Here is a 26,467-nt window from a genome sequence, read left to right as displayed (position 1 = left end):
ATCGCCCAGCTGGACAGCCGCCCCGGTCCAGGAAGGTGCAGCCCCGGTCACGGAGTTGCCCGGTATTGCCGCGCCATGGCCCTGGCGCAGTGTCACAAAGGTGTCCGCAAACAGTTCCCACCCGGTGTGAGCGGGCGGAAGCATCGCTTCCATGAGGCACGATCACCGGGACATCGCGACTTTCCGGGGGACTTCTCATGGCTTACGCAGTCCGTTCACGCCGTACCACCGCCGTACTCGCCGCTCTCTCACTCGGCATCCTGGCACTGACCGCATGCGACGGCGACGCCGAGAAGGACAAGGCCGGTCCGAGCGCGACAGCGATCCCGTCCTCCGCGGGTTCGGACAAGGACTCCGGCACGCCCTCGGCAACCGGCCCGGGTGACGACGGCAGTGCCGGTGAGGGCCCTTCCGGCAGCGGTGGCAGCACCGCTCCCCCGGCGCAGCCCGGGTCCGACGACGACCAGGACGGAGGCGTGGGCATGTGCGAGACGACCGACTTGAGCTACAGCGTCACCGTCGCGTCCAAGCCCGTCAACCACGCCTTGCTGACCGCGGCCAACAAGGGCGGCGACGCCTGCCTGCTGGCGGCGAACGACCTGGTCATCACGATACCGGGGCTCGACGGCGCCGCCGGGAACATGGGCCCCGACGGCAAGGACTGGATCCTGGAGGCGGGCGAAAAGGCCTATGCCGGAATCCTGTTCTCGCGCGCCGACACCGAGGGCGGCAAGAGCGCCGACAAGGTGGAGATCGCACTCACCGCTTCCGAGAGCCCCGCAACAGTGCCGATCGGCGGTGGCCCCGTCACGGTCAACGACATGCAGGTCACCTGCTTCTTCGGCACTGCCGAGGACGCACTCACCTACTGATCGCCCCGTCCCGGGCAGGACTGCCGTCCGAAGCGTGATCGCACAGGCGATCGGGCGGAGGACGGCGTCTTGACCGGCCGGGCGAGAGCAGGTCCCGTGCCACCCGTCTGCCGAGCCGCATCGTGGCCGGCTGTCGCGCTCACCGGCCCAGTGACGTGCTCAGCCACACCACCCGGTGGGCGACACGCGGCGACAGCACGCCGCCCTCACTCCGCGCTGCACACCGTTTTCGGAACCGCCTTCTTGTCGCCGCTGCGCCGGGACTGCGCGTCCTGCACCAGTTGTACGTCCGCGAGGAGGCCCGGAACGCCGACGTCCTCGTCGCCGGCGGCGGCCCGTGCGACAGTGAGCAGCACCGCCTCGTAGAAGGCGTCCCGCACGGCCGGCGCCATGACGTCCGAGGCGTCGAGGCAGCGGGTCCCCGTACGGAGACGTCGCGTGATCGCTTCTTTCACGCGGCCCTTCTGCGGTTCCACCCCGCGGTTCGCCGAGTAGACCTCCGCCAGCTCGGCCCACTTCTGCTGGCCCTCCCGGGAGGCCAGCCGCCGGATCAGCTCACCGGCCGCGGGGCGGGTGCTGAACAGCGCCGCGAAGTCACCGGTCACCTCGTGCGCCGGGTCCCGGCGGTTGCCGCCGGGCAGGAGCGGGGCGGAATCCGTCAGGCCCGCCTTCTCCGCGTCGTCCTTGTAGAAGGAGGGCGCGAAGGAGCCCTGGTGCTCGAGGGTGCATCCGCCCCAGGCGTCGAACAACAGCCCGCTGCCGTCCGGGGTGTCGCGGTGGTCGGTGAGCAGCGCGTGCTCGGCGACCTCTCTGTTCTGGCCCAGCAGCCCGGCCCAGGCCTCCCAGGCGGTGCGCACCTGGTCGCTCTCCCATCCCCTGCCCTTGCCCAGAGCCCACCTCTCGTAGGCGTCCGGGCCCGCCCGTTGCAGCACGAGGTCCTCGATCCAGTCGGTGCCGGGCCAGCCCGAGGCGCCGTCGTCGCCCATGCCCAGGCACCAGTTCTCCATGGTGGGAGCGGGCGCATCGGCGGCCGGCCTGTTGCCCTCGCGGTACCAGACGATGCTTTTCAGGTCGGCCTTGACCGGAACCCAGTAGACGGGTTCGGAGCGCGAGCCGGTCGACTCCCAGGGGGCGCCGTACTCCTCCGGCCTGTAGAGCCCGTCGAGCGGTTTGAGGAGACTCTGGTCGGCGTACTCGGCGAGTTCACCGATACCCGGCATGATCACGATGTCCGGAGGGTCCCCCGACTGCACCTTGGAGAGCAGTACCTCCCGCTGGGCCGCGGTGCCCTGGTAACGGAAGGGGATGCCAAAGCCCCGCAGCAGGGTTTCGAACCGTTCCTCCTGTGTGCCGGTCCACGTCCCGAGGATGGTCACCGGCTCCGCGTCGTCCTGCTGCACCCATGCCGCCACCACGCCTCCGGCGGCCACCAGCAGCAGGACCACCACGAAGACCAGCATTTTGAACCGTTGGGTCACCGACGCCTCCAGTAGTCGTGGTCGAGGCGAAGACCGAGCCCCAGCACGGGCAGGACGATGGCCAGCAGACTGCCGACGAAGGCGCCCCGGTACACCCCGTCGGTCCAGGCGGCGTCGGTCATCTGCTGCCGGAGCTCTGCCGCCTTCTCCGTCACACGCTGCTGCGCGGCGGCCGGCTCCGCATCGCTTCGCTGGGACACCTCGGTGATCTGCCGCAGATCCTTCATCGCCGCGTCGAGACCGGCCTCGGTGGACGCCGCCGTCATCACCGGCACCACCGCGAGCAGCACCGTGAGGACGAAACCCGCGAGCAGGTACGGATTCAGGTCGCGGCCGCAGCGGTCCCGCAGCACGAACAGCGCCGACAGCAGCGTCAACACCACTGCGGCCAGGGCCAGTTCGGTGATCCACCACCCGCCGCGCTGCAGGCTTCCCATCGTGGACGTGGCTTCGGCGTGCCGCAGCTGGACCCGCTGCAGTGACTCCAGGCGGGGGGCGAGCCCCACGCCGTCGCGGGTGAGCAGCGAGTGCGCCTCTTGAAGCTTCTGTTTCTGCATGAGGCGGTGGTCATGGTAGTGGGACGTGCCGATGGTGAGCGAGTCGCTGTAGGTGGTGAGCAGACCCCTGACCGTGCCGAGGTCCTGGTCCGTACGGTCGGCGATGCTGGACAGGCCCTGGTCGGCGGCCGAGAGCTGGGACCGGTAGGTCTCGCCCGAGCCCGCGACGCCGATGAGCTTCCTCCGCACCAGGTCGTCGACCTCCTGGTCGGCGCGCAGGGCCGCGAGCCGGGTGGCCGCGAGCCCCTGCACGGCCGGCGCCTCCCGGGACGCGAGCGCCTCGGCACTGTGCTGCACCTGGCGGCAGGACAGGAACAGCGTCGTCGATGCCACGCCCGCGAGCAGGAACACCACCAGCAGGTGTGCCTCCAGCAGCCGACGGGTCCGCCAGGGGCTCAGGCGCCCGCGCCAGTACGCGGCGGGCGAGCGTGGGCTCCGGGCGGCGGTGGGTCCGGTCGTCACCGCAGCTCCTTCCCGCAGGCGATGCAGTAACGGGCCTCGCTGCCGCCCGGGGTGGCGCAGTGGACGCAGCGCACGCCCGGCCGCGTACCAGTGGTTTCGGCCGGGGGCAGGCCGGCCCGGGACCCGACGCGCAGGATCATCGAGCCGAGACTGCTGGTGTCCACGTGGCGCAGCCGCACCCGCATCGCGGGCGAGTCCTCGATGTCGGCGACCGTGCGGATCTCGTCCAGTGCCCAGCTCTCACCGCGCCGCGCCGCGAGCCGGGCGGCCTGTCCCAGGTAGTCCTCGGCGGCGTCCCGTTGCTGCTGCTTGACGGCGAGGAGTCCCTGGCGCAGCGCCGTGTGCATCCTGGCCGTGTCGTTGAGGGCCCGTACGCTGCCCGTGCCCGCGGGGCCGGGCGGCGGGGACTGTCCGGGAAGGCGCCAGCGCGCGGTGACCGGCGCGTGGACGTCACCGATGGTGACCATGGCGAACTGGAGCTCGGTACCCAGCGGGTCGGCGTCCGCGTCGGCTGTCAGGGTGAGCAGATAGTCGCGTCTGCCCTGTTCCCACTGGTGGGTGGGGAAGCTCCAGCGCATCGGCGGGCCGGGCAGGCGCAGCCCGCCGAGGAGATACGGCCGGGGTGAGCTCTCGCTGAGCGAGACCTTGCGCACGGTGGGCCGCACGGTCACCTCGATCGGCAGTTGGGGGGTGTGGATCTTGAGCAGCCGGTGGATGGCCTGGGTGATGGCACGGCCCAGCCCGTCGTCCACGAACTCGGCCGCGCCGTGCAGCCGTTCGGCGAGGGTCAGCAGCGGGTCGGGAGCCCAGTCCGCGCCCACGGCGAACACATGGCAGCTGAACTGGCCCTCGCAGGCGTCCAGTTCCGCCTCGAGTCGGGTCTCGCCGGCGGCGCTGCTGCCGTCGGTGATCAGCACCAGGTGCCGTACGGGGACCGGCCGGGCGGCGAGCAGGATACGCGACGCGGCCACCCAGGCGGCGTAGCCGGCCGGACGCGGCCCGTCCCTGTGCAGGGGGAGCGCTCCTGCGACGAAGGCGGCTCGGCGTCTTTCCTCCCGGTCGGCGACGGCCCACGGGGCGTCCCCCCTCGGGTAGCACCGCACCGGTTCGGGGCCGCTGCCGAGCACGGCGAAGGACATGCGGTCGGGCAGGGCGCGCAGTACCGCCGGCAGCGCGTGCCGGACGGCCGCCCGGTTGGGTTCGGCGACGTCCACCGCGATGACCACGGCGAGCCGGTCCGCGGGCAGGTCGCCGGGTACGCCGTCGGCGGCCACGTCGACCTGGACATGGGCCTCGATCCTCGCGCTGCGATCCGGATGCGGATCGCCGTCGAGTTCGACGCTGAGCCGGATGCCGGGCCGCGGCAACCGGATGCCGGGCTGTGGCAGCCGGTCGCGCCCGCTGTTCCTGTCGTACGTCACCGGTCCTCGTCCTCCCCTTCCGTCACCGCGGCACACCGGGTGCCGGTCCGTCTGTGGTGCTGTCGCGCCCGTGCGGTCAGAACGTCGTCTGGGGCCGTATCGCGTGCATGAGGTCGACGAGACACTCGTGGGCGGTGGCCCGTTCCTCGTAGTGGGCCGCCAGTTGCCGGTAACGCCCCTCCAGTTGTCGGCGCAACGCGCGCTCCGGAGCGCTCAGCCGGCGCAGGGCGCGGGCGTCGAGCCGCCCGGCGCCCCTGCCCGGAGAACCGGGCCCGTGGCCGAGGTGGTGCACCGCGTCCAGTTTCCATTCGTGGAGTTCGGTGCCCAGCCGCAGCGCCTCGTCCTCGGACAGGCTCGGTTCCCCGGCGCCGGGGCTGCGGCCGACGAGAGCGGGGAGTTCGGCCAGCACCGCGTCGACCTCGGCGGGCGCGGGCAGCGGATCACCCTCGCCGGGCAACCGGGCGGCGCGGATGCGCAGGGAGGCGATCCGGGCGACGGTGTGGTCCAGGGTGCCCGGCCGGACCCGGCCCAGCACGTCGACGGCCGCCCGGCGGTCGTGAGCGCGCAGCGCGAGCCTGGCCAGGCCGAGGGCGGCACCGCCGTGCGCGGGGTTGCGGGCGAACACCGCCTGGTACAGCGCGGCGGCCGTGGGCTCCGCCGTGTCCTCGCCGAGCCACTCCGTGCAGTACGCCAGGGCCAGCTTGGGCGCGTACTCGCCGGGCAGTTCGAGGTGGACCTGCGTGAAGTGGGCCCGTGCTGCGGCGACCTGTGCCCGGTCGCCGTCGAGGCCGGCCCGGCGCAGCGCGAGCAGGGCGCGGTGCCACTCCAGCCGCCACCGGCGCACGGCGGGCGGCCCGGGGGTGGAGACGGCCGTGGCGAGCTCCTGCTTCGCCAGGTCCCAGTCGCGCCGGGTGTTCCGGCTCAGCAGGACGCGCACGTTGTGCAGGCAGATCTCCACGGAGCGGGGCTTGCCGTCCTCCTGCACCAGGAGCCGGCGCGGGTCGTGGCCGCTGCTCACCTCGAACCGCGCGGCCTGCGGATCGCCCGGATACGGCCTCGGCACCGGCAGGCAGCCGGCGATTTCGGTGGGGGTGGGGGCGCCGGGGTCGAGGGCCGGTGCCACGGGAGGCTCGTACCGGTCGCGGCGGGGGCGGCCCAGCCAGTGCTCGATGCCCGGCACCGTGCCCAGCCGGGCGCCGAGCAGCCGCGTCGACGGCCGGAAACAGTCGGAGGGCTCGGGCGGATCGTTCTTGCCGCGCAGCGCACGTATCTCCCGCAGGGCGCCGCGCAACTGCCCGGCCATTTCCCGGGCGTCGGTGAAGCGTTGCTCCGGGACGCGCCGGACGGCGCGTTCGACGACCCCCTGGAAGGACGCGGTGCCGAGACCGGGTACCTCGGCGACGGCCACGCGGGCGAGTTCCCGCAGGGTGACGCCGACCGTGTGCAGGTCGTGGGCGACGGTGGGCGGGGCCGATGCCGTCTCGGGCGCCATGTAGCCGGGCGTGACGTGGGCGGGCGGCCGGCTCTGGCCCTGCTCGCGCATGCCGCCGAGATCGATGACCTTGACGCCGTCCCTGTGGTGCACGACGTTGGAGGGCTTCATGTCCCCGTAGACGAAGACGCGTTCGCCGCCGGCGTGCAGATGGGCCAGGGCCTCGAGTATCTGGCAGCCGTACGCCGCGACGTGCTCGATGTCGAGGACGCACTCGCTCCGACGGACCTCTTCGAGGACTTTCGCGAGGGTGCCGTCGCCGACGTCGTCCATGACGATGTAGCCGCCGGTGACCTGATCGCCGTCGTGCCGGGCGACGAAGTCGCGGATCTGGACGATGCGGGGGTGGCGCATGGCGACGAGGTTGCGGCGTTCGACGTCGGCGAGCCGGGCGCCGTCGTGTTCGTACCGGTTGAGCAGTCCCTTGACGGCGACCACCTCGCCGAGATGGGTGTCTTCGGCTAGGTACACCCAGCCTTGTCCGCCGTGTGCGATGGGGCCCATGATGCGGTACTGGTCGCGCAGCATGTCGCCCTCGGCGAGCTCGGGCCGGTACGAATAGCGCCGGCCGCACGCCGGGCAGTATCCCTCGAGCGGCACCTGCCCCTCGGTGTAGGGCGGGGCGAAGGTGATGCCGCAGGTCTCGGCCGAGCACTTCATGTGGATGCGCAGCGGCGGCTCGGAGCTGATGAGGCGTTCCGCGGGGGCCCGAGGCTCCCGCTCGGGCAGCGCCAGCAGCTCCCGTGGGCCGAACTCCCGCGGATCCTCGGGCAGGACGGGCAGGGCGGGGGCGCCGGGCGCCCGGCCGCATGCCGCGCAGTAGCCGGTGGGCAGGACGACGCCGCCGCAGCGGGCTCCGGTGAAGAGCCGGTGCGGGCAGAGCCTCGTGCTCGTGTGGTCCTCGTGTCCCGCCCCGGCGTGGCGGGGCGGCGCGTCACCGCTGTTCATGGCGGTTCAGGTCGGCGCGCAGGGCTCTGATCAGCGCACGCAGCCGGGAGAGCTGCTCCTGCGGGTCCCGTACGTCGTCGAGCAGGCGGCGTACGGTCCGGTGCTCGTCGGCGGTCTCGGTGACGGAGCCGAGGGAGGCGCTGCCCACGATGTCGCGGCGGATCGACTGGCTGAATTCCAGCCGCTCCAGGCGGCCGAGCAGGGCGTCGGCGTGGCCCAGGAGCGCGGGTCGCAGGAGCCGGTCGCGGGACGTCGTCCAGCCGGGGCCGCCCGCCCGGCGGAAGACGAGCAGCAGCCGGAAGCCGAGCGCGCGCAGTCGCACCAGGACGTCGATCAGGTCGTCCGGCCGGGGCTCCTCGTCGAGACCGTCGACGACGACGGTGACCGGCCGGACGGGCAGACGGTCGGTCGCCGCCGCGGGCCGGGGCCCGGCGCCGCGCAGCCAGTTCCAGTACGTCAGGTACTCACTGGCGGGGAAGGAGATGCGGCCCAGGGCGTGGTCGATGAGGTCCGACCTGCCGGTGCCCCCGCGATGCGCGACGTCGGCGCGGTGCGACAGATGGCGCAGCGACCGGTCCTTGCCGCTGCGCGGCGGCACCACGGTGATCTTCACCGGGTCCTCGTCGGGGTCGTCGAACCACCGGGTGAGCCGCTCGTGGAAACCGTCGTCCCAGGCTTCGGGGCCGGTCAGCTCCTTGACGACGGGCGAGAGTTCCGCGATGCGCTCGACCGGGATCAGGTACGAGAAGGAGAGCCTGTTGTCCTCGGGCAGCGGTGCGCCCAGGTCGCCGCGCCAGCTGACGACGAGGCCGACCACGCGGGGCGGCCGGCCCTCCCGTGGCCGGGTGCACACCGCGGCGCCGCTGAAGCCGTCGCGCACCACGTCGGCCTTGGTGACGGCGTCGAGTTGCACCCGCTCACCGCTGACGCCGCCGATGCGTCCCCACAGGCTCATGCCCTCGTCGAAGCCCTCCGCGTAACCGGTGGCGTACACCTCCATGCCGCCCCACAGTTTCGGCTCCAGCGGGGCGGGCCGGGCCTGCGGACGGGGGCTGTCCAGGCGCAGTACGGCGACGTCCTCGCCGTGTGCGCCCTCCTTCAGCCAGCCGCCCGGCATGACGCGCGCCGAGACCGGTTGGAGCGCGGTGTTCTCGGCGAACTCCAGCCACATGACGGCGTCCGGGCGCTGCACCACGTGCGCACAGGTCAGCGCCGTGTACTGGTCGACGAGCACGCCGGCGCCGCAGACAGGCCCGTGCGCGTCCTCGCGCCGCAGCCTGAGTCTCCAGTCCGCACGCAGTTCCCCCATGACGTCTCACAGTACGGGCAGAGCGCCGCGTGTCCCTAGACTTGTGGGCGGTGTGGCCCGGCCAATTCTCTTCAGACGGCGGTGTGTTGATATGAGGGACATGGAACCGATCGGGCTCGCTGCCGCCATCGGCGCGGTCCGTGCGGAACTGGCGCAGGCGCAGACCGAAGGCGCGGAGAGCGACTGGCGGTTCAGTGTGGAGCAGGTCAACCTGGAGTTCTCGGTGCAGTTCCACCGGGCCGGCGAGACCGGGGCGGGTCTGCGTCTGGGCGTGGTCGAGGCCCGCCTGGGCGGCACGGTGAGCCACGACGCCACACACCGCGTCGAAGTCGCCCTCAAGCCCCTGCCCCGTCCCGACGGCCACCACCACGAGGTGAGCCGCACGAACCCCGGCGCTCGCCCCGGACCGGCACCGCAAGAGGGCCTCGCACGGGGCTGGTGAACCGCGCGGCGGGGTGGCGGGCATCGGCGTCCTTGGTCGGCCCAGGCACGCCGTCGACGTGCCGGTGCGATGGGTGCCGTCCCGGGCGACGGTGCCGACCCGCACCGGCACGGCGCCCGCGGCCTGCTGCACCGCGACGTCGATCCGGTGAGGATCGTCCGCCCGTCCACGGCGGCGACCCGAGGGAAGAGCTACGCGGCCAGCGTCTCGTCCTCCGGGGAGGCACCCCTGCAGTCGGCGTACTGCTCGAGCAGTGCGTCCGCCGTGAGCAGGGCCTGCTCGGCGGTGCGGGCCCCGGTCATCACGCACAGTGTGTACGTGGTGTCCTCGAGAGCCCGGCTGGTCCGACCCGTGGGCCGCACGTCGTGTTCGATGCGCACCTGCGCGAACCGGGCCAGCACCTCACGCAGTTCCTTCTCCGCCGGAATGATCATGGTGATACCTCTACCCTCGCAAACCCCGCCCGCGGAACGGCCGAACGCCCCGCAGGAGGTGACTTCCTGCCTTCATCGGGTCTGACGGCCACGGCTCACGACCGGGCAGCGTCAAGCAGAACTCCGGATGCCCCGGGTCGAAAGGTCTACTCCACCGTCTTCACTGTCCTTTCGGCCTGTCCGCCCTCCCCGGGCGGTCGCACGAGGGCGAGTGGTCCGGTCGTCCGGCACACGAGGCGGGCCGCCACTCCGCCTCGCCGACGCCGGCTGTCCGGGGCTGTGCCGCGGTGAGCGCGGGCCACCCCTTGGGTCTGTCGTTTGGATCAGGCCGGCTGTGGGACACGAAGACACCCGTGCGGTGTGTTCCTGGACAGCTCCACCACAGCGGAGGTCTTCGCCATGTGCAAGACCCGCCGGTGTCAACGACGCTCATGCTCAATACACCTAGCAGGCAACAGCCTCTTCCATCGTCGCCCGCACCTTCAGCACCGTGTCGACTCCGGTGAGCTCCAGGAGCCGCCGCAGTTGCGCCGTCGGGGCGGCCACGCGGAAGTCCGCCGTCTGGTGGGTGAGGATCAGCAGATTCAGCAGCGTCGAGTCCGCGAAGGTGATGCCGGAGGCGTCCAGAATCACCTTCGCGTGCCTCTTGGCCGCGGTGTCCAGCGCGTCCGCCAGGTGCGTGATCGACTGCATGTCGTAGGAGCCTCGCGCGCCGACCACCCAGGCGCCGCACCATTCGTACTGCACCACCGTGGCCTGGCCCAGGACCTGCACCCGCCTCTCGTCGGCGCCGGTCGAGCGCCCCGTGACCGCCTCATCCGAAGACACCCTCGGATCCCTCCTCTGCCCCACCGAACCGAACCCTGCCACCTGTTACGCGAAAAGTATGTCATGTATCAACTGTCCGGCAAAGACGGTCCGTAGATTAGAATGCCGTGCATGGTTGAAGTCCCTGAATCTCACACTGGGTGGACGTTCGTCACCAACCACGCGCGCGTGCTGGCGGCCATTGCCGACAACCCGAACGTCCGGATCCGCGACATCGCCGCCCACTGCCGGCTCACCGAACGCGCCGTCCAGCGGATCATCTCCGATCTCGAGCAGGACGGTTACCTCTCGCACACCCGGGACGGACGTACCAACACGTACCGCGTCGAGCCGGACAAGGTGCTGCGTCATCCGGCGGAAGCGGGCCTGGCGGTGGCGTCACTGCTCTCCCTGCTGGTTCAGGACGAGACCGACCGCGGCCGGAAACCCGGCGGCCGGCCGTCCCGCTTGGTCGATACCAGCGGCCCGCGGTAGCGGCGGAACGGAAACGGGAGGGTGGCACCTGCGGTGAGCCGGCACCGAGTTCGACCCGCACCGACCTGAGGCAGGCATCACGGAAGGGCGTCCTGGGCCTATTCGTGAGGCCGGTGGGAACTCGGAGTTGCGAAGCCCGTGGCCGGCCGGGAACGCCCGGCCGGAGGCGGACGCACCCCGCGGGCGGACACGTCCCTGCCGTTCTCACGCCGAAGGAGACAGCCACCCATGCCCACCAGACTGGCCCAGGTCCCGACCGCCGGACCCGCGCGGACGCCACGGACGCGGACGCCCGACGAGCACCGGGGAGGTGGTGCGTGGTGTGCGGTCTGAGCGGGGAAATACGCTTCGACGGCGGGCGGCCCGATCTCGCGGCCGTGCGGCGCATGAGCGACCGGCTGGCAGCCCGTGGCCCCGACGGTCACGGTATCTGGTCGCGGGACGCGGTGGCGCTGGCCCACCGGAGGCTGAAAATCATCGACCTCTCCGACCGGGCGACGCAGCCGATGACGGACACCGCGCACGAGGTCACCGGAGTCCTCAACGGCTGCATATACAACTACCGAGCCCTGCGCGAGGAGTTGCAGCGCCTCGGCCACCGCTTCAGGTCGACCTCCGACACCGAGGTCGTCCTCGCGGCGTACCGGGAATGGGGCACCGACTGCGTCGACCACTTCCACGGCATGTTCGCCTTCGCGCTGGTCGAACACCGCACCGGTCGACTGATCCTGGGCCGTGACCGGCTCGGCATCAAACCGCTGTACCTGGCGCATGCCCCCGGACGGCTGCGGTTCGCCTCCTCGCTTCCGGCCCTGCTCGCGGGCGGGGACATCGACACCGCGCTGGATCCGGTGGCCGTCCACCAGTACCTCAGCTGGCACGCGACCGTGGCCGCGCCCCGTACCGTCCTGGCCGGCGTGCGCAAGCTGCCTCCCGCGACCGTGCGCGTGGTCGAACCGGACGGCAGTTACCAGGACCGCTGTTACTGGCAGCCGTCGTACACGCGACGTCCTGAATACGCCGACATGGGTCCGAGTGAGTGGCGGGACGCGGTCCTCGACGCGCTGCGCACCGCCGTACGCCGCCGGATGGTCGCCGACGTGCCCGTTGGTGTCCTGCTGTCGGGCGGGCTGGACTCCAGTCTGATCGTGGCCCTGCTGGCCGACGAGGGACAGCGGAACCTGGGGACGTTCAGCGTGGGCTTCGAGTCCGAGGGCGGCGACGAGGGCAACGAGTTCCGGTACTCCGATCTGGTCGCCAAGGAGTTCGCCACCGACCACCACCAGCTCATGGTTCCCTCCGAGCGGGTGTCCACGGCCCTGGACGGCGCGATCGCGGCGATGAGCGAACCGATGATCAGCCATGACGTGGTCGCGTTCCACCTGCTGTCCGAGCAGGTGGCGAAGGAGGTCAAGGTCGTCCAGAGCGGGCAGGGAGCCGACGAGGTGTTCGCCGGCTACCACTGGTACGCCGACCTGGCCTCCGTCTCCCGCGAGCAGGAACCGGACCAGTACGCCCAGACGTACTTCGACCGGCCGCACGCCGATCTCGCCACGATGCTGCAACCGGACATGCTCACCCCCGACGACGTCTCCGGCCGCTTCGTGCGGGAGCACATGGCCGTGCCGGGCGCGGAGACCGCCCTGGACGCGGCGCTGAGGCTGGACACCCACGTCATGCTCGTGGACGATCCGGTGAAACGGGTCGACAACATGACCATGGACTGGGGCCTGGAGGCCAGGGTGCCCTTCCTGGACCACGAACTGGTGGAGCTGGCCGCTGCCTGCCCCCCGGAACTCAAGCTGGCCGAGGACGGCAAGGGCGTTCTCAAGGAAGCGGGCCGCAAACTGCTGCCGCAGGACGTGGTGGACCGCCCGAAGGGGTACTTCCCCGTCCCGGCGATCACGCACATGGCCGGGCCCGTCCTCGAACGGGTCCGCGAGGCACTCGGCGCCCCGGAAGCGCAGCAGCGCGGACTGTTCAGGGAGACCTACATCGCCGAACTCCTGGCGGCACCCGGCACACACCGCACGAAACGCGGGGCGAACGCCCTGTGGCAAGTGGCTCTGTTGGAGATATGGCTGCAGACGCACGGGATATGACCGACGGGCCCGCCCCGCACGGAACCGACGGCACCGGCGCGGCCCCGGCGCGGACCAGCACACCCCCGCCGGTACCGGGTTCCCGGCCGGTACGCCGCGCCGGCCCGGCCGCACGCACCGCGGACGACCGCGCGCCACTGCGTGCCGCCCCCGCCCGTGTTCCGCTCCCCGACGCCCCCGGTCCGTGTGACGCCACGACGCGGCTCACCGCCCACGGTTGCTGGTACCCCTCGGCCGACCCGTCCGGAGCGCGGGTGGCGTTCATCTGCGACCGCGGCGGCGTGCCCCAGTTGTGGGCCGGCCCCGTCGACGGCGACGAGGTGCGGCTGCTCGACTCCGCGCCGGACCCCGTCCGGGAGGTGTCCTGGTCGCCCGACGGCCGCTGGATCGCCTACACCACGGCGCCCGGCGGCGGTGAGCACCAGCGAGTGCTGTGCGTACGTCCCGACGGCACCGGCCGCCATCTCCTGGCGGGGTCCGAGCCCGGTACCTCGGCCTACCTGGGCTGCTGGGCGCTCGACGGCTCGGCGGTCGCGGTCACCGTGGCCGTCCCGGCCGGCCGGACCGTGGCCCACGACGCCACCGACTTCCCGGCCGGAGCCGACGGACACTCCGGGCGCCTGTCGACCCGTGGCCGGCCCGGCGGTGACGGCAGGGCCGTGCTCCTCGGCGGGACGGCGGTCACCGGGGAGGAACAGGGGCCCCTCTCTCCCCCCGGCGCGGCCGGGATCACGGCGTCCGACGATCCGCAGTACGGTCGGGCGCATCCGGCGGGCGGCTTCGAGGACGGGCTGTCCGCCTACCTGATCGACCCCGACGGGCCGGCCGCGCCGGTGCTCCTCGCCACCGAGACGGACGGCGCGACGCTGCGCGTGTGCGATCTGAGCGCCGACGGCCGGCTCGCGCTGCTGCGCCGCGGCCCGCGCGGGCGGCGTGAGGCGGTGGTCGTCCGCACCACCGACCTCGCCACCACCTGTGTCGTACCCGTGGCCGACGGGGATCCGTGGATCGGCAGGTTCTCCCCGCAGGCGGACACCGTCTGGCTGCGCAGTGACGCACAGCGCGAGTTCGCGGCCCTGGTCGCCGTCGGTCTCGACAGCGACGGCAGACCGGGAAGCCGGTCGGTCGTGGCCGAACGCCAGGGCAGCGACCTCGAACTGCTGCAGTTCACCCACGACGTCCGCGCCGCCGCGCTGGCCTGGAACATTCGCGGTGCGAGCGAACTGGAAGTCGTCGAGACGTTCCCGCCCGGCTCGGCCGGGGCCGTCACCGGCCCCCCGCGTCCCGTGCCCCTGCCTCACGAAGTCGTCACCCGGATCGCGGCGACGGGACGGGGCGGACTGGTACTCGCCCTGTCGGGGTCTCAGCGCCGCCCCGGCGTGTGGTGGCTGGCCGGGGGCGCGTCCCCCCTGCGCACCCCGTGGTCATCGAGAGACGGGGACGCCGTTCGTGCGGGCCGCCCGCCCGTGCGACCGGTTCCGCTGAGCCTGACCGCGCGGGACGGGCTGCCTCTCAGCGGCTGGTACCACCGCGCGCGGGGCCGCGGCACCGCGCGGCCGGCACCCTGTGTGATCCACCTGCACGGGGGCCCGGAGGAGCAGGAACGCCCCGTCTTCAACCCGCTCTACCACGAGATCCTCGGGCGCGGCATCGACATCTTCGCCCCCGACGTTCGCGGTTCGTCCGGCCACGGGCGGTCGTTCCTCGACGCCGATCTGGGCACGGGCCGCTTCGCCGCCCTCGACGACATCGCGGACTGCGCCGCCCATGCCGTGCTGGCCGGCCTCGCCGATCCCGCACGACTGGCCGTCATGGGACGCTCGTACGGCGGCTACCTCACCCTTGCCTCGCTCGTCCGGCATCCCGACCTGTTCCGCACCGGGGTCGCGGTCTGCGGAATGTCCGACTTCGCGACGTTCTTCGAGGGCACCGAGCCGTGGATCGCGCAGTCCGCGATGCACAAGTACGGCCATCCCGAACGCGACCGGGAACTGCTGCGCTCCCTGTCGCCCATGAGCCGGATCGACGCGCTGCGTGTTCCGTTGCTCGCCGTACACGGGGAACACGACACCAACGTCCCGCCGGGCGAGTCCGAGCAGTTCGTCAGGGCCGCACGCGAACACGGCCACACCGCCGAGCTGCTCACCCTGCGCGACGAGGGACACGAGTTTCTGCGCGCGGACAACCGGCGGTTGTTCCGCCGCAGCGCCGCGGACTGGCTCCAGCGGCACCTGTGCGGCTGACCGGCCGGCGCAGAGGTGCCTGGAACCGGGCCAGTCGAGGGCCTACCCGCCTCAAGGGACTCCTGGAGCCGCTGCTCGTTGCAAGGAGTCCGGCGTCCGACGAGGTGCGCCCGCAGCGACTGCTCGGCGAGCGCTCACGCCCTCCTGGGACTCGTCACCGTCACCGAGGCGCCGACCTCACGGTGGCTCGCACTCCCGCGGCGCTTCCGTGTCCGGCTTTCCTGCCTGCCGGTCTCACTTCAGCGCCATGTGCAGACGCAGGACGAGCCCCTGCGGCGTCGCACGGATCTCGACCAGATCGCAGAGCTGGTGCATCATCCACACGCCCCGGCCGCCTGTCGGCGCGGCGGGATCAGGACGGCGGCGCCCGGTCAGGGGGTCGGCCAGCCGGCCCCGGTCACTGATCTCTGCGACGAGTTCTTCACCGGTGCGCCACATGCGCAGACGTCCGTGGCCTCCACCGTGGCGCACCGAGTTGCTGGTCGCTTCGCTGACGGCGAGCAGCCAGTCGGTGTGGCGTTCCGGCGGCAGGCCGGCGATCGTGGCCCAGCAGCCGATCTTGTCCCGTGTCCGCGCCAGATCGTGCTCACCGAAAGTGATGACGACAGCGTCGTGTGGCTCGGGCAACGGGACATCGCAGTCGCGGCAGACCTCGTGCGGATCGGTGTAACGGGAGCTGGCACGGTAATGCGCCGAGTCACCGACGACCGGATGGGTGCGGTAGGCGTGTGTCAGCACGTCTTGGGGCAACGCGGTGTCGTAGGGACACAGAATGCTGACCGCGCGTCCTTCGAAGGCCAGGTTGATCAACGCCTCATGACGCGTCGCCTCCCAGGACTCCGCCGGTGTGCGTCCGACCCAGATCGGTTCTCCCACGATCGACACCCGTCTGTGCGCGTTCCGACGGGGTTGGGCGAACTCTTGCAGCATGGACAGGATTCGTCCGGGGTTGCGTCCCGCCTGGGTCATGTCGACCCAGGTGACCGTCCTGCCGTGGTCGCCGAGGGCGGCTTGCAGCAGCGGAAGGTTTCGGCCGGGCACCGCCACCAGCACGCGTTGCTCTTCCCGCAGGGCGTCGCGGACGAAGGCACCGACGCCGTCGAGGTACTCGGTGGCGGTCGCGTAGAACAGGGCCGGGTGGAAGAAAGGGGGATGCCGAGGGGAATCCGCTACTCGCGAGGTCGTCATCGGCCCACGACCTCCACCGCGGGACGGAGTTCGGGGGCCGGATCCGGAAGCCGTCGCGGGGGCGGCGGGGCACGATGAATCCGCAGCGAGGAACCGGGGCGTCCGGCAACCGCGTCGGCCGGCACGGCGGCGTCCAGGTTTCGCAGGGCGGACAGTTCCCGTTCCGGTTCTTCTGCCGGTATCCATCCGGCGACGGCGGCCGCGGCGACATCCCGTATGCCGTATCCGGTCGATCCGGACATCAGCCGACCCGGGCCGCCGCGGAGGCACGCGCAGGGGTGACCGGCCCGCTCCCGGTCGTGGGGGCGGATCGAGCTGGAGTGGTGTCCCGCCGTCGGCTCCCGCTCAGGGGACATGGCGGCCTTCGGCCCTGTCGCCATACTGTCGCCCCCTGCCCGGTCGGATGCGGCTCGCCTCCCATGGAACCACACGGGATCAGGCCGCCTGCCGTCGTCCACGGCCCGGCGCACCCTCACCCGGCCGTCGTTGCGCCGCCGGCGGTCCGACCGGCTCGGCAGGACCACAGGGCACGGCGCCGACGCGGCGGACCGAGGCTCGTACAGACCGTACGGACGTGAACGGTGAGGGATCGTCGCGTCGGTCGAGCGCATACGGCAGACGGCTGCATCGGGCCTGCGCCGGAGCGGGAAAACGGGATCTCACGGACCGTGATGGCACGAGTGCGGTACGAGTGCGGTACGGCAACGGCGCGGAGCGGGTCGGTGACAGGGGCGCCAACGGTGCCCCGGACGCTGTTGCAGCGCGCCGCACGCCCTGACAGCATGCCGCCCATGAACGGTCCTCGGTGGCGCGACTGCCCGTCGCGCGGAGATGTCTCCGTGTCCGGACATCATGCGGGGTCCGACGCTCTGCTCGACAACACCGTGCACGGCATCGAGGCCGTCGCCATCGTGGTGGATGACGACGGCCTCATCGTCACGGCCAACAGCGCGGTGCAGCAGGTGCTGCGCAGAAACCCCGAGGAACTCGTCGGGCAGGACTTCCACGACCTGCTGCGCCGGGACGGCCACGGGCAGGCCGTGCCCCGCTCGCGCTGCGCGATGAGAAAGGCGCTTTTCACTGGGAGCACCCGGCACGGTGAGGCCGGCTGGTTCGCCCGCGGGGACGGTGCCCTCATCCAGTTGTCCTGGCTGGTCACGCCCCACTCACTCGGCACCGGCAGGCCGGGCGGGCTGGCACTCCTGTACGAGCCGACGCAGGGGGACACGCTTCCGGAGGACGACGGGGCGCCGTCCGCACCACTGACGGAACTGGATCGTCTGGCCCTGCTGGCGGAGACGACCACACAGCTCACGTCCACGCTGGACGTGGACGAGACAGTGCACCGGCTGGCGGCCCTGGCCGTGCCCCGGCTGGCGGACTGGGCGGTCGTCGACCTGCTCACCGAACACGACGAGGTACGCCGTGTTCTGGTGGCGCAGTACCGGGACGGAGTCCTGATCGACAGGGACGACCTGCAGGGCCCGATGCCGCCTGTACCGGAGGAGTCCCCGATGCCCCTGTCGCGGGCGCTGCGCGGCGCCGCCTCCTCACTGGCCGGCCCGTCCACCTACCAGGGTCCTCCCGATTCCGGGATCGCACTCGAGCAGCGTCGCCTTTTCACCGCGACGGGCATCCACTCCGCCGCCATCGCACCCATTCGGGGCCTGCGAGACGTGCTCGGCGCCCTGACCCTGGGCCGCTCGGAGTCCCGCGATGTCTTCGGCGCCGCCGACCTTCCGCTGCTGGAGGACATCACCCGTCGGGCCGGACTGGCGCTGGACAACGCGCGCCTGTACCAGCGCCAGCGCAAAGTCGCCGAAACCATGCAGCGCCACCTGCTGCCCCAGCTTCCCACCGTGCCCGGACTGGAGATGACCGCGCGGTACGTGCCCGCTCCCCACGCTTCTTCGGTGGGCGGCGACTGGTACGACGCCTTCGCCCTGACCGGCAGTACCCACGCCCTGGTCATAGGCGACGTCGTCGGGCACGATCTCGACGCCGCAGCCGGTATGGCGCAAGTCCGCAACATGCTGCGGGCCTTCGCGTGGTCGCAGCCGGCCGCCGCTCCCAGCGCTGTCGTCAAGCAGCTCGACGACGCCGTGATGCACATAGCCGAGGTCCCGATGGCGACCATGATCCTGGCCAGGCTCACACTCGGCGACGACAGTCAGTGGCGGCTGCGCTGGACCAACGCCGGCCACCCGCCGCCGTTGCTGGTCACCCATGACGGGCAGGCCCGCTACCTCGACGACGCTCACGGCATGCTGCTCGGGACCGGAGTCGACAGTCCTCGCCCGGACATCCTCACCGTCCTGCCGCCCCGGGCCACGCTCTTGCTCTACACCGACGGGCTGGTCGAGACCCCGCACCACTCCATCGACCATGGACTGAACCGGCTGAGCCGGCACGCGGCCTCCCTCGCCCACCGCCCCCTTGCCGCCTTCTGCGACTCCCTGCTGGAGCAGGTCCGCCCCGACGACAACGACGACGACGTCGCCATGCTCGCTCTGCGCACCCCCGCCCCCGCACAAAGCGGTTCTCCGTAGACCGGCTCCACTCGTCTGCCCGCGGACCGCAGGCGCGGCGAAGAAACTCGGGAATTCGGCCGTGTGTTCTGCCTGTCGGCGGGCACAAGAAGCGGCGGAGGTTGATACATATGGTTCCCTTGCTTCTCGTTCTACTGCTGGCTCTCATCCTTTTCGGCGCGGGCTTCGCGCTGAAGGCCTTGTGGTGGATCGCCGTCATCGTGCTGGTGGTCTGGCTGCTGGGCTTCGTCATCCGGAGCGTGGACAGCGGCGGCCGTAAGGGCCGCTGGTATCGCTGGTAGTCCAGTAAGTACGCATCACGCGAGCCATCGGTGGGCCCCGGACAGTGTCCGGGGCCCACCGGCATGTCCTGCGCCGGAGGAACATGCGGTTCCGCCGAACCTGCGCCTGTGCCCACCGTCACCGGCACAGGCCTCCCGGCTGAGGCTGGTGCAAGCGGTGGAACCCTCTCCGCCACCCGACCCCGGCCCGCACTCAGGCGTCCGGCACCACACGGGCACGGGTCCGGCCGTCGTATCAGGGAATGACGTCTTGTTTGTGAGGGGAACATTGGGGCAGAAGCGGGGTTACCGCGTCGCCGGAAAGCTTTATCAGGAGGTGCTCTCCCATGGCTGCCGACGAGAAGGCCAAGGCGAAGACCGAACAGGTCGAGGGCAAGGTGAAGGAATCCCTGGGAAGCGCTACCGGAAACGACCGGACGGCCGCTGAGGGACGGGCAGAAAAGCGTACGGGGGACGCCCGCGAGACCAAGGAAAAGGCCAAGGACGTGTTCCGGCACTGACCACGCCCCCGCACCGCGCACGCGGAAAGAGGTTTGGCCGGCGCAATGCCGGGAGGGTCTTTTTCGACGGCACGCGTCTCTTCGCCCCGGGCCTTCGCCGCGGCGGCCAACGAGCCCGCGCCTCCACGTTCCCCGGCCACACGGGAGCATGGCGACGGCTGTTCACGGCGCGGTGGCCGTCCGAGGCGAAGGGGCCGAGCCCGTGGCCGTCTGTGACCGTCCGCCGGCCGTACCGGCGACGCGGAAGGCGCCCGGGGCATCCGTACATGGACCGAGGGGGCATCCGCGTCATGGACGATGAGGACGATCACACGGCTCGATGGTGGGCGGCGCTGCGCCGGACGCCCGCGGCCGTCTGGAACGACGACATCACGGACTGGGCCGCCGCGCTGACCTATTACGCGGTCCTGGCCCTGTTTCCCCTGCTGCTGGTGATCCTCTCGATCCTGGGTCTGACCATGCCCACGGCCAAACCCGAAGTGATCGACCGAATGTCGCAGGCCGTCCCTGCCGCGTCCCGCCCTCTGCTGCGCACCACCCTGCGGCAGATGGCCGACCAGTCGTCGGCGGCATGGACGCTGGTCTTCTTCGCCGGGGCAGGTGCCCTGTGGTCGGGATGCAGTTATCTGAGCGTGTTCCGCCGGGCGTTGCACGCCATGCACCAGATCAGCGCGAAACGACCGGTATGGCGCACCGCTCCGCGCATCATCGCGACGGCGCTCGTGCTGATCTCCCTGTTTCTCACGTCGACCCTCGCGTTGCTCGTCACCGGGAGCCTGGCGCGGCGTCTGGGCCGGGCCCTGCATCTGGGTGGTGGACTGCAGGACGTCTGGGACACACTGCGGTGGCCGGTCGTCACCGCGGTCGCCGTCACCCTGGTGCTCGTCCTGTACCGCTCGGGCCCGGCATCCTCCCGCCCCGTCAGGAGCATGGCACCCGGTGGCGCGCTGGCGTTGGTGCTGCTGCTGGCCGTCTCGTTCGGCTTTGCCCTCTACACCGCCCACGTCGGCGCCTATCACCGCCTGTACGGATCACTGGCGGGCGTGGTGGTCTTCCTGATCTGGCTCTGGTTGTCGAATCTGGCGCTTCTCGCCGGCGCTCAGTTCAACGCAGAGCTGATGAAGCCCCCACGGGGAGAGGAGACGGTCTCCGCGTAACGGTGGCGGACCGCTCGTAGCGTCCGGGGCGTCCTACAGCCCGTACCCGCGCGACGGGCATGTCACGGGGTGGGCAAAGAGCCCCGTCCGCGGGCGATCCGTCTCCTGGCTGCGGGCGGAGCAGGTTCCGGCAGCGCTTGCCCGGTCCGGGTTTCCTCTGCTCGACGCGGCTTCCCCGCCCGCCGACGTCTCGGGCGCGGTGGGCCGATCTCCGTCTGCCGGGTTCGCCGCCCGCCCCGGGGAAACCACGGCCCGGGCGGTGCCCGGCCGGTGGGGCGGGCCTTCCAGCCCCGCGAACGGCAGCGGGCGTCCGGCCCACGGGGCCGGACGCCTCCACCCGCCGATGCTCACGCCCACCCTCCGCGCCGCCGCTGCGTGAGGACACGGGGCCGGCGACGGTCAGGCGGTGCTGAGCATTCCTTCGCGCAGGCGCGCCAGGAGCCGGGAGATCAGCCGGGAGACGTGCATCTGGGAGACGCCGAGACGTTCACCGATCTCGGCCTGCGTGAGTTCCTCGACGAACCGCCAGTGGATGATCTTGCGGTCACGCTCGTCGAGCTCGGCGATCATCGGGGCGAGGGCATGGAAGTCCTCGATCAGGCCCAGGGCGGCGTCCTCGTCGCCGATGAAGTCCGCCAGCGCGGTCTCACCCTCCTCGCTGCCGTTGATCGCGGCGTCGAGGGAGGACGACTTGTAGCCGTTCGCGGCCAGCTGCGCCTCGACGACCTCGTTCTCCGGCAGGCTCATCAGCTCGGAGAGCTCCTTGGTCGTCGGTGTCCGGCCCAGTCGGCTGCGCAGTTCCTCGCCGGCCCGGGCGAGCTGGACGCGGGCCTCCTGGAGTCGCCGGGGAACGTGAACGGCCCAGGAGGTGTCGCGGAAGAAGCGCTTGATCTCGCCCACGATGTAGGGAATGGCGAAGGAGGTGAACTCGACCTCGCGGGACAGTTCGAACCGGTCGATCGCCTTGATGAGTCCGATCATGCCGACCTGGACGATGTCCTCCATCTCCTCCGGCCCACGGCTGCGGAACCGGCCGGCCGCGTAGCGGACCAGGGACATGTTCATCTCGATCAGCGTGTTGCGGGCGTACTGGTACTCGGGGGTGCCCTCCTCGAGCACCGCCAGTCGGCCGAAGAACGCCTTCGACAACTCTCGCGCGTCCTTGGGCGCGACCTTGGAGGGATCCGTGATCTCCGCAATATTTACAGCCTGCTCAGCGGACTGCGCGGTCGTCGTCATCATGCGCCCTCCCCATCGATCGGTCTCGTCCTCACCGGTCCGTCGTCCGGCAAGGAGGCGCTTACCCCGGCCCCCGGATCCCATTCCTCGTAGTGCCGTCGGCCTCAGTCCCGCTCTCCGTGGCTTCGTACGACCTCCTTCATCTTGGCCACCGCGAAACCCCACCCCTGCTCGACGGTCGGCTTGGCCGGAACGGCGATCTCGTCGGGGTTGGTGAGGACGTCGAGCAGGACCGGGCCGGGAGTGCGGAAGGCGCGTCGCACGGCGCTCTCCACCTGGTCCGGGTCGGTCACGCGGATGCCGGTGATGCCCATGGCCTCGGCTACGGCTGCGAAGTCGGGGTTGTCGAGCACGGTGCCGAACTCGGGCAGGCCGGACTGCTCCTGTTCGAGTTTCACCATGCCCAGCCGGCGGTTGTCGAAGACGACGAGCTTCACGGGAAGGTCGTACGTCTTGAGGGTCATGAGGTCGCCGAGGAGCATGCTCAGTCCCCCGTCACCGCAGAAGGCCACGACCTGGCGCTCGCGGTCCAGGCACTGGGCACCCAGCGCCTGGGGCATGGCATTGGCCATCGAGCCGAGGTTGTAGGAGCCGATGAGGCGCCGGTCCCCGCGCATCTCGACGAAGCGGGAGAGCCACACCGTGGCCATGCCCGTGTCGGAGGTGAAGACGGCGTCGTCCGCCGCGATCCGGTCGACGGACGCGGCCAGCGCTTCGGGGCGGATGCCGTGGGCACGGTTGTCCAGCGCGGAACGGATGCGGCCCACGACGCCCTTGTCGTGCGAGGGGTCGGCGAGTCGCGTCTGGCCTGTGCGCCACTGGGCGAAGCGGTCCCGCGCCTTGTCCAGGTGGGAGCGGTCACCTGAGTCCGCGGGCGCGGCGCCGAGGTTGTCCAGGAGGTCGCGTACGGTGGCGCCGGTGTCCCCCACGAGCCCGACGTCCACCGGTACCCGGCGGCCGATGTGGGTGGCCTCGGTGTCCACCTGGATGACGGTCCGGCCCTCGGGATACCAGTCCCGGTAGGGGAAGTCCGTGCCGAGCAGCAGCAGGGTGTCCGCGTCCTGGAGAGCCGCCGCGGCGGCGGGGTTGCCGATCAGCCCGGTCTGGCCGACCTGGAAGGGGTTGCCGTCGCCCTCGAAGCCCGCTTTGGCCTTCAGGGTGAGCACCATCGGCGCCGCCAGGCGGTCGGCGAGGGCGAGGACGTCCTCGCGGGCGGCGCGTGCGCCCTCACCGACGAGCAGGGTGATCCGTCCGGAGCGGTCGAGGAGTTCCGCGGCGCGGCGGACGGCCGGCGCGTCCGGCCGGCTCACCGGAGCGTTCAGGGAGAACCGGGCCGGCCGGTCGTCGGTGAGTTCCCGGTCGCCCAGGTCGCCCGGCACGGTGAGGACAGCGACGCCCTTGCGGCCCAGTGCGTGGCGCACCGCCGTCTCCAGCATCTGCGGGAGCTGGTCGGGAGAGGTGATGGTCGCCCGGAAGACGGCCACGTCGCTGAAGAGGGCGTCGTTGTCGACCTCCTGGAAGTAGTCGCTGCCGAGTTCGGCGAGCGGTACCTGACCGGCGATGGCCAGAACCGGCGCGTGACTCTTGGCCGCGTCGTACAGCCCGTTGAGCAGGTGGACGGAACCGGGCCCGACCGTGCCCATGCACACGCCGAGGGTTCCGGTGAGCTGCGACTGGGCGCTCGCGGCGAAGGCTGCGGCCTCCTCGTGCCGGCAGCCCACCCACTCGACGCCCTCGGTGGTGCGGATGGCGTCCGTCAGGGGATTGAGGGCGTCTCCCACGACGCCGAACACCTGGCGCACGTCGAGCTCGCTCAGCGCGTCCACGATGACGCGGGCAACAGTACGGGGCACGTGATTCCTCCAGGTCAGACGGTGAAACGGTCGGGGTCGGCGGCCTGCCAGTCGGCCGCCCAGGACGCGGGCGCCCCGGTGAGCAGCTGCCCCGGCGCGAGCGACTCGTACAGGTCCTCGTAGGAGCGCACGGTGCAGGGGTCGACGCGTCGGCGGAGCATGTGCGGACGCAGTTGCGCGGGGTCGGTGACACCCATGGACGCCATGATCTGCAGGGCGCCGGCCACGGTCGCTTCCTGGAAGCGCTGGACGCGCGTCGTCTTGTCACGGACGTCGAGGGCACGGGCACGGCGCGGGTCCTGGGTCGTGACACCGGTGGGGCAGGTGTTCGTGTGGCACCTCTGCGCCTGGATGCAGCCGACGGCGAACATCATCGCCCGTGCGGCGTTGCCGTAGTCGGCACCCTGCACCATGCGTTTGACCAGGTCGGTGCCGGTGGCGATCTTGCCGCTGGCCCCGATCTTGATCCGGTCGCGCAGGCCCGCGCCCACGAGGGCGTTGTGCACGACCTGCAAGCCCTCGGTGAGCGGTGCGCCGACATGATCAGCGAACTCCAGCGGCGCCGCACCGGTCCCGCCCTCGGCGCCGTCCACCACGATGAAGTCGGGCGCCGTGCCCTCCTCCAGCATGGCCTTGCACACGGCCAGGAACTGCCGGCGCGAGCCCACACACAGTTTGAACCCGGTGGGTTTGCCACCGGACAGCTCACGCATGCGGGCGATGAAGAGCACGAGTTCGCGCGGGGTGGAGAACACCCGGTGGTACGGCGGGGAGACGACCGTCCGCCCCGCGGGCACGTCCCGGACCCGGGCGATCTCGTCGTTGACCTTGGCGCCCGGCAGGACACCGCCGATGCCGGGTTTCGCGCCCTGCGACAGTTTCAGGGACACGCACTTGACGTGATCGTGTGCGGCCTTGTCGGCGAACTCGGCCGCGTCGAAGTCGCCTTCGCCGGTGCGGCAGCCGAAATATCCGGTGCCGATTTCCCACACGAGGTCGCCTCCCGGACGGAGGTGATGCTCGGAGAGCCCACCCTCCCCGGTGTCGTGGGCAAAACCCCCCGCCGCGGCACCCCCGTTGAGCGCGAGGATCGCGTTGGCGGACAGCGAGCCGAAGCTCATCGCCGAGACGTTCAGCAGTGCCATGTCGTACGGACGACGGCAGTCCGGGCCGCCGATCCGTACGCGTGGCGGGTTCTTCGGCACCGGGCACGGCGCCATCGACGGGACCAGGAACTCGTGACCGGGCTGGTACACGTCCCGCTCGGTGCCGTACGGCTCCTCCGCGTCGAGACCCTTGGCGCGCTCGTAGACGATGCTGCGCACGTCCCGGTCGAAGGGGCGCCCGTCGTAGTTCCGCTCGATGAAATACTGCTGCAGCTCCGGCCGTATGCGCTCCATGAGGAAGCGGGCGTGGCCGAGGACGGGGTAGTTGCGCAGCACCGAGTGCCGGCGCTGCACCAGATCCCGGACACCCAGCGCACTCACGAACGTGAGTGGGAGTGCCGCGAACCACCAGGCGGGCGAGATGACGACCGCCGCGGCCAGGGCCCCGAGGGCGGTCACCAGAGTCAGGACGATCATTCCCACACGTGTCACCCCTGCCGCATTGCCCGATTGCCGATCGCCATGCGCGACAGCGGGCACGTGACCTTCTCCGTTGTCGTGGCAGCCGGACGGGCCCCGTGGACGGCGAAAGGGTGACTGTCCCGTCGTCTCCTGCGGGCCGGGAGACAGGCGGCCGCAAGGATGCCCGTCTCCCCGGGTTCGCCGGACGATCACTCTCCCCACAGCACGGTTTCCCCGGTTCGCGCAGGCCTGACCTGGGCGAACCGGGGAAACCGTGCTGTGGCAGTTCCGTACTCCTTGTCGACAACCGAGGTGAACCATGACGCAGGATCTGACCCCGAAGTACACGGTGCCCGGCATCGAGCGCGAGGCGGCCGGCCGGCTGATCGGTCTGCTCCGGCTGCGCCTGCACGCGCTGAACGACCTGCACCTCACCCTCAAGCACGTGCACTGGAACGTGGTCGGCCCGCACTTCATCGCCGTCCACGAGATGATCGACCCGCAGGTGGACCGGGTCCGGGACATGGCCGACGACGTGGCGGAGCGCATGGCCGCTCTCGGCGGCGTCGCGCAGGGAACACCGGGAGTGCTCGTCGCCGAGCGGACCTGGGACGACTACTCCATCGGCCGGGCCGACGCGATCGCCCATCTCGGTGCGCTCGACCTCGTCTACACAGGAGTGATCGAGGGCGTCCGTGCCGCGGTCAAGGAGGCGGGTGACATCGACACCGCCACCGAGGATCTGCTCGTCGGGCAGCTGCGCGACCTGGAGCAGTTCCAGTGGTTCGTCCGTGCCCACCTGGAAAGTTCGGGCGGCACGCTCGCCACCGGGCAGGCCCGCACGGAGGAGGAGGCCGCGGCCAAGGGAGCCGAGCTGGGCTGAGCAGCCTTCCACCGACGACCGGCGGCCACGGTTCCGCCCCGGGGGGAGCCCGGCCGCCGGCAGTGGCGAGCATGATCCCACCCGCTAGGCCTTGTCTGATAATTGATCTTGTGGTGGGTCGTGGTGAGCTGACGGATGTGGCGTGGGAGCGGATAGCACCGCTGCTGCCGGGTGTTGACGGGCGGGG

21 protein-coding genes are annotated in these 26,467 nt (G+C 71.3%); 10 read left to right on the top strand and 11 right to left on the bottom strand.

The window, feature by feature from the left end; translation table 11 throughout:
* Nucleotides 1-197: 197 nt before the first annotated feature.
* Nucleotides 198-872: a DUF4232 domain-containing protein gene (locus ABZ354_RS24205; protein ID WP_358660024.1), complete on the top strand. Its 675-nt coding sequence runs from the start codon at nucleotides 198-200 to the stop codon at nucleotides 870-872.
* A gap of 206 nt (nucleotides 873-1,078) precedes the next feature.
* Here the strand turns inward: ABZ354_RS24205 and ABZ354_RS24200 are convergent, their stop codons facing one another.
* The 5 genes from ABZ354_RS24200 to ABZ354_RS24180 form a co-directional block, all read right to left on the bottom strand.
* Nucleotides 1,079-2,350 (bottom strand): ABC transporter substrate-binding protein, encoded by a 1,272-nt coding sequence (locus tag ABZ354_RS24200; protein WP_358660022.1) that lies wholly within the window; start codon nucleotides 2,348-2,350, stop codon nucleotides 1,079-1,081.
* On the bottom strand, nucleotides 2,347-3,369 hold the full coding sequence (locus ABZ354_RS24195) for a hypothetical protein (RefSeq protein ID WP_358660020.1): 1,023 nt from the start codon (nucleotides 3,367-3,369) through the stop codon (nucleotides 2,347-2,349). The genes ABZ354_RS24200 and ABZ354_RS24195 overlap by 4 nt, the downstream gene beginning before the upstream one ends.
* A complete protein-coding gene (locus tag ABZ354_RS24190; protein WP_358660018.1) occupies nucleotides 3,366-4,790 on the bottom strand; it encodes a VWA domain-containing protein in 1,425 nt (474 codons plus the stop codon). Before ABZ354_RS24190 ends, ABZ354_RS24195 begins: the two co-directional genes overlap by 4 nt.
* 76 nt (nucleotides 4,791-4,866) lie before the next feature.
* Nucleotides 4,867-7,230, bottom strand: coding sequence for a tetratricopeptide repeat protein (locus tag ABZ354_RS24185; protein ID WP_358660016.1), 2,364 nt, complete (start codon nucleotides 7,228-7,230; stop codon nucleotides 4,867-4,869).
* Nucleotides 7,217-8,539 carry a serine protease gene (locus tag ABZ354_RS24180; protein WP_358660014.1) on the bottom strand — a complete coding sequence of 441 codons (1,323 nt, stop codon included), beginning with the start codon at nucleotides 8,537-8,539 and terminating at the stop codon, nucleotides 7,217-7,219. Before ABZ354_RS24180 ends, ABZ354_RS24185 begins: the two co-directional genes overlap by 14 nt.
* A gap of 100 nt (nucleotides 8,540-8,639) precedes the next feature.
* On the opposite strand from ABZ354_RS24180, the gene ABZ354_RS24175 reads away from it, so the two are divergent.
* Entirely contained in the window at nucleotides 8,640-8,981 is a 342-nt protein-coding gene (locus tag ABZ354_RS24175) for a trypco2 family protein (RefSeq protein ID WP_358660012.1), read from the top strand.
* 191 nt (nucleotides 8,982-9,172) lie between these two features.
* Here the strand turns inward: ABZ354_RS24175 and ABZ354_RS24170 are convergent, their stop codons facing one another.
* Complete coding sequence (locus tag ABZ354_RS24170) at nucleotides 9,173-9,415, bottom strand: DUF5133 domain-containing protein (protein WP_358660010.1); 243 nt, start codon at nucleotides 9,413-9,415, stop codon at nucleotides 9,173-9,175.
* A gap of 444 nt (nucleotides 9,416-9,859) precedes the next feature.
* Entirely contained in the window at nucleotides 9,860-10,189 is a 330-nt protein-coding gene (locus ABZ354_RS24165; RefSeq protein ID WP_358660091.1) for an STAS domain-containing protein, read from the bottom strand.
* A gap of 165 nt (nucleotides 10,190-10,354) precedes the next feature.
* Between ABZ354_RS24165 and ABZ354_RS24160 the strand changes: the two genes are divergently transcribed.
* The 3 genes from ABZ354_RS24160 to ABZ354_RS24150 all read left to right on the top strand — a co-directional run bounded on the left by ABZ354_RS24160 (nucleotide 10,355) and on the right by ABZ354_RS24150 (nucleotide 15,062).
* Complete coding sequence (locus ABZ354_RS24160; protein ID WP_358660008.1) at nucleotides 10,355-10,717, top strand: helix-turn-helix domain-containing protein; 363 nt, start codon at nucleotides 10,355-10,357, stop codon at nucleotides 10,715-10,717.
* Nucleotides 10,718-11,037: 320 nt separating this feature from the next.
* A complete protein-coding gene (locus tag ABZ354_RS24155) occupies nucleotides 11,038-12,819 on the top strand; it encodes an N-acetylglutaminylglutamine amidotransferase (protein WP_358660006.1) in 1,782 nt (593 codons plus the stop codon).
* Nucleotides 12,816-15,062 (top strand): prolyl oligopeptidase family serine peptidase, encoded by a 2,247-nt coding sequence (locus ABZ354_RS24150; protein WP_358660004.1) that lies wholly within the window; start codon nucleotides 12,816-12,818, stop codon nucleotides 15,060-15,062. The genes ABZ354_RS24155 and ABZ354_RS24150 overlap by 4 nt, the downstream gene beginning before the upstream one ends.
* A gap of 234 nt (nucleotides 15,063-15,296) precedes the next feature.
* Here ABZ354_RS24150 and ABZ354_RS24145 read toward each other — a convergent pair whose 3' ends face one another.
* On the bottom strand, nucleotides 15,297-16,250 hold the full coding sequence (locus ABZ354_RS24145) for a sensor histidine kinase (protein WP_358660002.1): 954 nt from the start codon (nucleotides 16,248-16,250) through the stop codon (nucleotides 15,297-15,299).
* Nucleotides 16,251-17,134: 884 nt separating this feature from the next.
* On the opposite strand from ABZ354_RS24145, the gene ABZ354_RS24140 reads away from it, so the two are divergent.
* The 4 genes from ABZ354_RS24140 (at nucleotide 17,135) to ABZ354_RS24125 (ending at nucleotide 20,737) form a co-directional block, all read left to right on the top strand.
* Nucleotides 17,135-18,799 carry a SpoIIE family protein phosphatase gene (locus ABZ354_RS24140; RefSeq protein ID WP_358660089.1) on the top strand — a complete coding sequence of 555 codons (1,665 nt, stop codon included), beginning with the start codon at nucleotides 17,135-17,137 and terminating at the stop codon, nucleotides 18,797-18,799.
* A gap of 110 nt (nucleotides 18,800-18,909) precedes the next feature.
* Nucleotides 18,910-19,080 carry a hydrophobic protein gene (locus ABZ354_RS24135; protein WP_358660000.1) on the top strand — a complete coding sequence of 57 codons (171 nt, stop codon included), beginning with the start codon at nucleotides 18,910-18,912 and terminating at the stop codon, nucleotides 19,078-19,080.
* A 326-nt stretch (nucleotides 19,081-19,406) separates the two neighbouring features.
* Entirely contained in the window at nucleotides 19,407-19,580 is a 174-nt protein-coding gene (locus ABZ354_RS24130; RefSeq protein ID WP_358659998.1) for a CsbD family protein, read from the top strand.
* A 290-nt stretch (nucleotides 19,581-19,870) separates the two neighbouring features.
* Nucleotides 19,871-20,737 (top strand): YihY/virulence factor BrkB family protein, encoded by an 867-nt coding sequence (locus ABZ354_RS24125; RefSeq protein WP_358659996.1) that lies wholly within the window; start codon nucleotides 19,871-19,873, stop codon nucleotides 20,735-20,737.
* A gap of 399 nt (nucleotides 20,738-21,136) precedes the next feature.
* On the opposite strand, the gene ABZ354_RS24120 is transcribed toward ABZ354_RS24125, so the two are convergent.
* The 3 genes from ABZ354_RS24120 to ABZ354_RS24110 all read right to left on the bottom strand — a co-directional run bounded on the left by ABZ354_RS24120 (nucleotide 21,137) and on the right by ABZ354_RS24110 (nucleotide 25,427).
* Nucleotides 21,137-21,979 carry an RNA polymerase sigma factor SigF gene (locus ABZ354_RS24120; RefSeq protein ID WP_358659994.1) on the bottom strand — a complete coding sequence of 281 codons (843 nt, stop codon included), beginning with the start codon at nucleotides 21,977-21,979 and terminating at the stop codon, nucleotides 21,137-21,139.
* A 101-nt stretch (nucleotides 21,980-22,080) separates the two neighbouring features.
* Nucleotides 22,081-23,829, bottom strand: coding sequence for a thiamine pyrophosphate-dependent enzyme (locus ABZ354_RS24115; RefSeq protein ID WP_358659992.1), 1,749 nt, complete (start codon nucleotides 23,827-23,829; stop codon nucleotides 22,081-22,083).
* Nucleotides 23,830-23,843: 14 nt separating this feature from the next.
* Nucleotides 23,844-25,427, bottom strand: a complete 1,584-nt coding sequence (locus tag ABZ354_RS24110) for an FMN-binding glutamate synthase family protein (RefSeq protein ID WP_358659990.1) — start codon at nucleotides 25,425-25,427, stop codon at nucleotides 23,844-23,846.
* Between the two features lie 289 nt (nucleotides 25,428-25,716).
* Here ABZ354_RS24110 and ABZ354_RS24105 point away from each other — a divergent pair, with 289 nt between their 5' ends.
* Nucleotides 25,717-26,280: a DNA starvation/stationary phase protection protein gene (locus ABZ354_RS24105; RefSeq protein WP_358659988.1), complete on the top strand. Its 564-nt coding sequence runs from the start codon at nucleotides 25,717-25,719 to the stop codon at nucleotides 26,278-26,280.
* Nucleotides 26,281-26,467 lie beyond the last annotated feature (187 nt).

The sequence above is a fragment of the Streptomyces sp. NPDC005925 genome, from assembly GCF_040638805.1.
GTDB lineage: Bacteria > Actinomycetota > Actinomycetes > Streptomycetales > Streptomycetaceae > Streptomyces.
Note: the sequence above shows the minus strand (reverse complement) of the source record. Positions and strands in the feature narration are given on the sequence as shown.

Bases quoted from the DNA above. Each gene is read 5' to 3' on its own strand.
- ABZ354_RS24175 (WP_358660012.1), top strand. From the start codon at position 8,640: ATGGAACCGATCGGGCTCGCTGCCGCCATCGGCGCGGTCCGTGCGGAA.
- ABZ354_RS24150 (WP_358660004.1), top strand. From the start codon at position 12,816: ATGACCGACGGGCCCGCCCCGCACGGAACCGACGGCACCGGCGCGGCC.
- ABZ354_RS24185 (WP_358660016.1), bottom strand. From the start codon at position 7,230: ATGAACAGCGGTGACGCGCCGCCCCGCCACGCCGGGGCGGGACACGAG.
- ABZ354_RS24145 (WP_358660002.1), bottom strand. From the start codon at position 16,250: ATGACGACCTCGCGAGTAGCGGATTCCCCTCGGCATCCCCCTTTCTTC.
- ABZ354_RS24170 (WP_358660010.1), bottom strand. From the start codon at position 9,415: ATGATCATTCCGGCGGAGAAGGAACTGCGTGAGGTGCTGGCCCGGTTC.
- ABZ354_RS24135 (WP_358660000.1), top strand. From the start codon at position 18,910: ATGGTTCCCTTGCTTCTCGTTCTACTGCTGGCTCTCATCCTTTTCGGC.
- ABZ354_RS24125 (WP_358659996.1), top strand. From the start codon at position 19,871: ATGGACGATGAGGACGATCACACGGCTCGATGGTGGGCGGCGCTGCGC.
- ABZ354_RS24180 (WP_358660014.1), bottom strand. From the start codon at position 8,539: ATGGGGGAACTGCGTGCGGACTGGAGACTCAGGCTGCGGCGCGAGGAC.
- ABZ354_RS24120 (WP_358659994.1), bottom strand. From the start codon at position 21,979: ATGATGACGACGACCGCGCAGTCCGCTGAGCAGGCTGTAAATATTGCG.
- ABZ354_RS24105 (WP_358659988.1), top strand. From the start codon at position 25,717: ATGACGCAGGATCTGACCCCGAAGTACACGGTGCCCGGCATCGAGCGC.
- ABZ354_RS24130 (WP_358659998.1), top strand. From the start codon at position 19,407: ATGGCTGCCGACGAGAAGGCCAAGGCGAAGACCGAACAGGTCGAGGGC.
- ABZ354_RS24205 (WP_358660024.1), top strand. From the start codon at position 198: ATGGCTTACGCAGTCCGTTCACGCCGTACCACCGCCGTACTCGCCGCT.
- ABZ354_RS24160 (WP_358660008.1), top strand. From the start codon at position 10,355: ATGGTTGAAGTCCCTGAATCTCACACTGGGTGGACGTTCGTCACCAAC.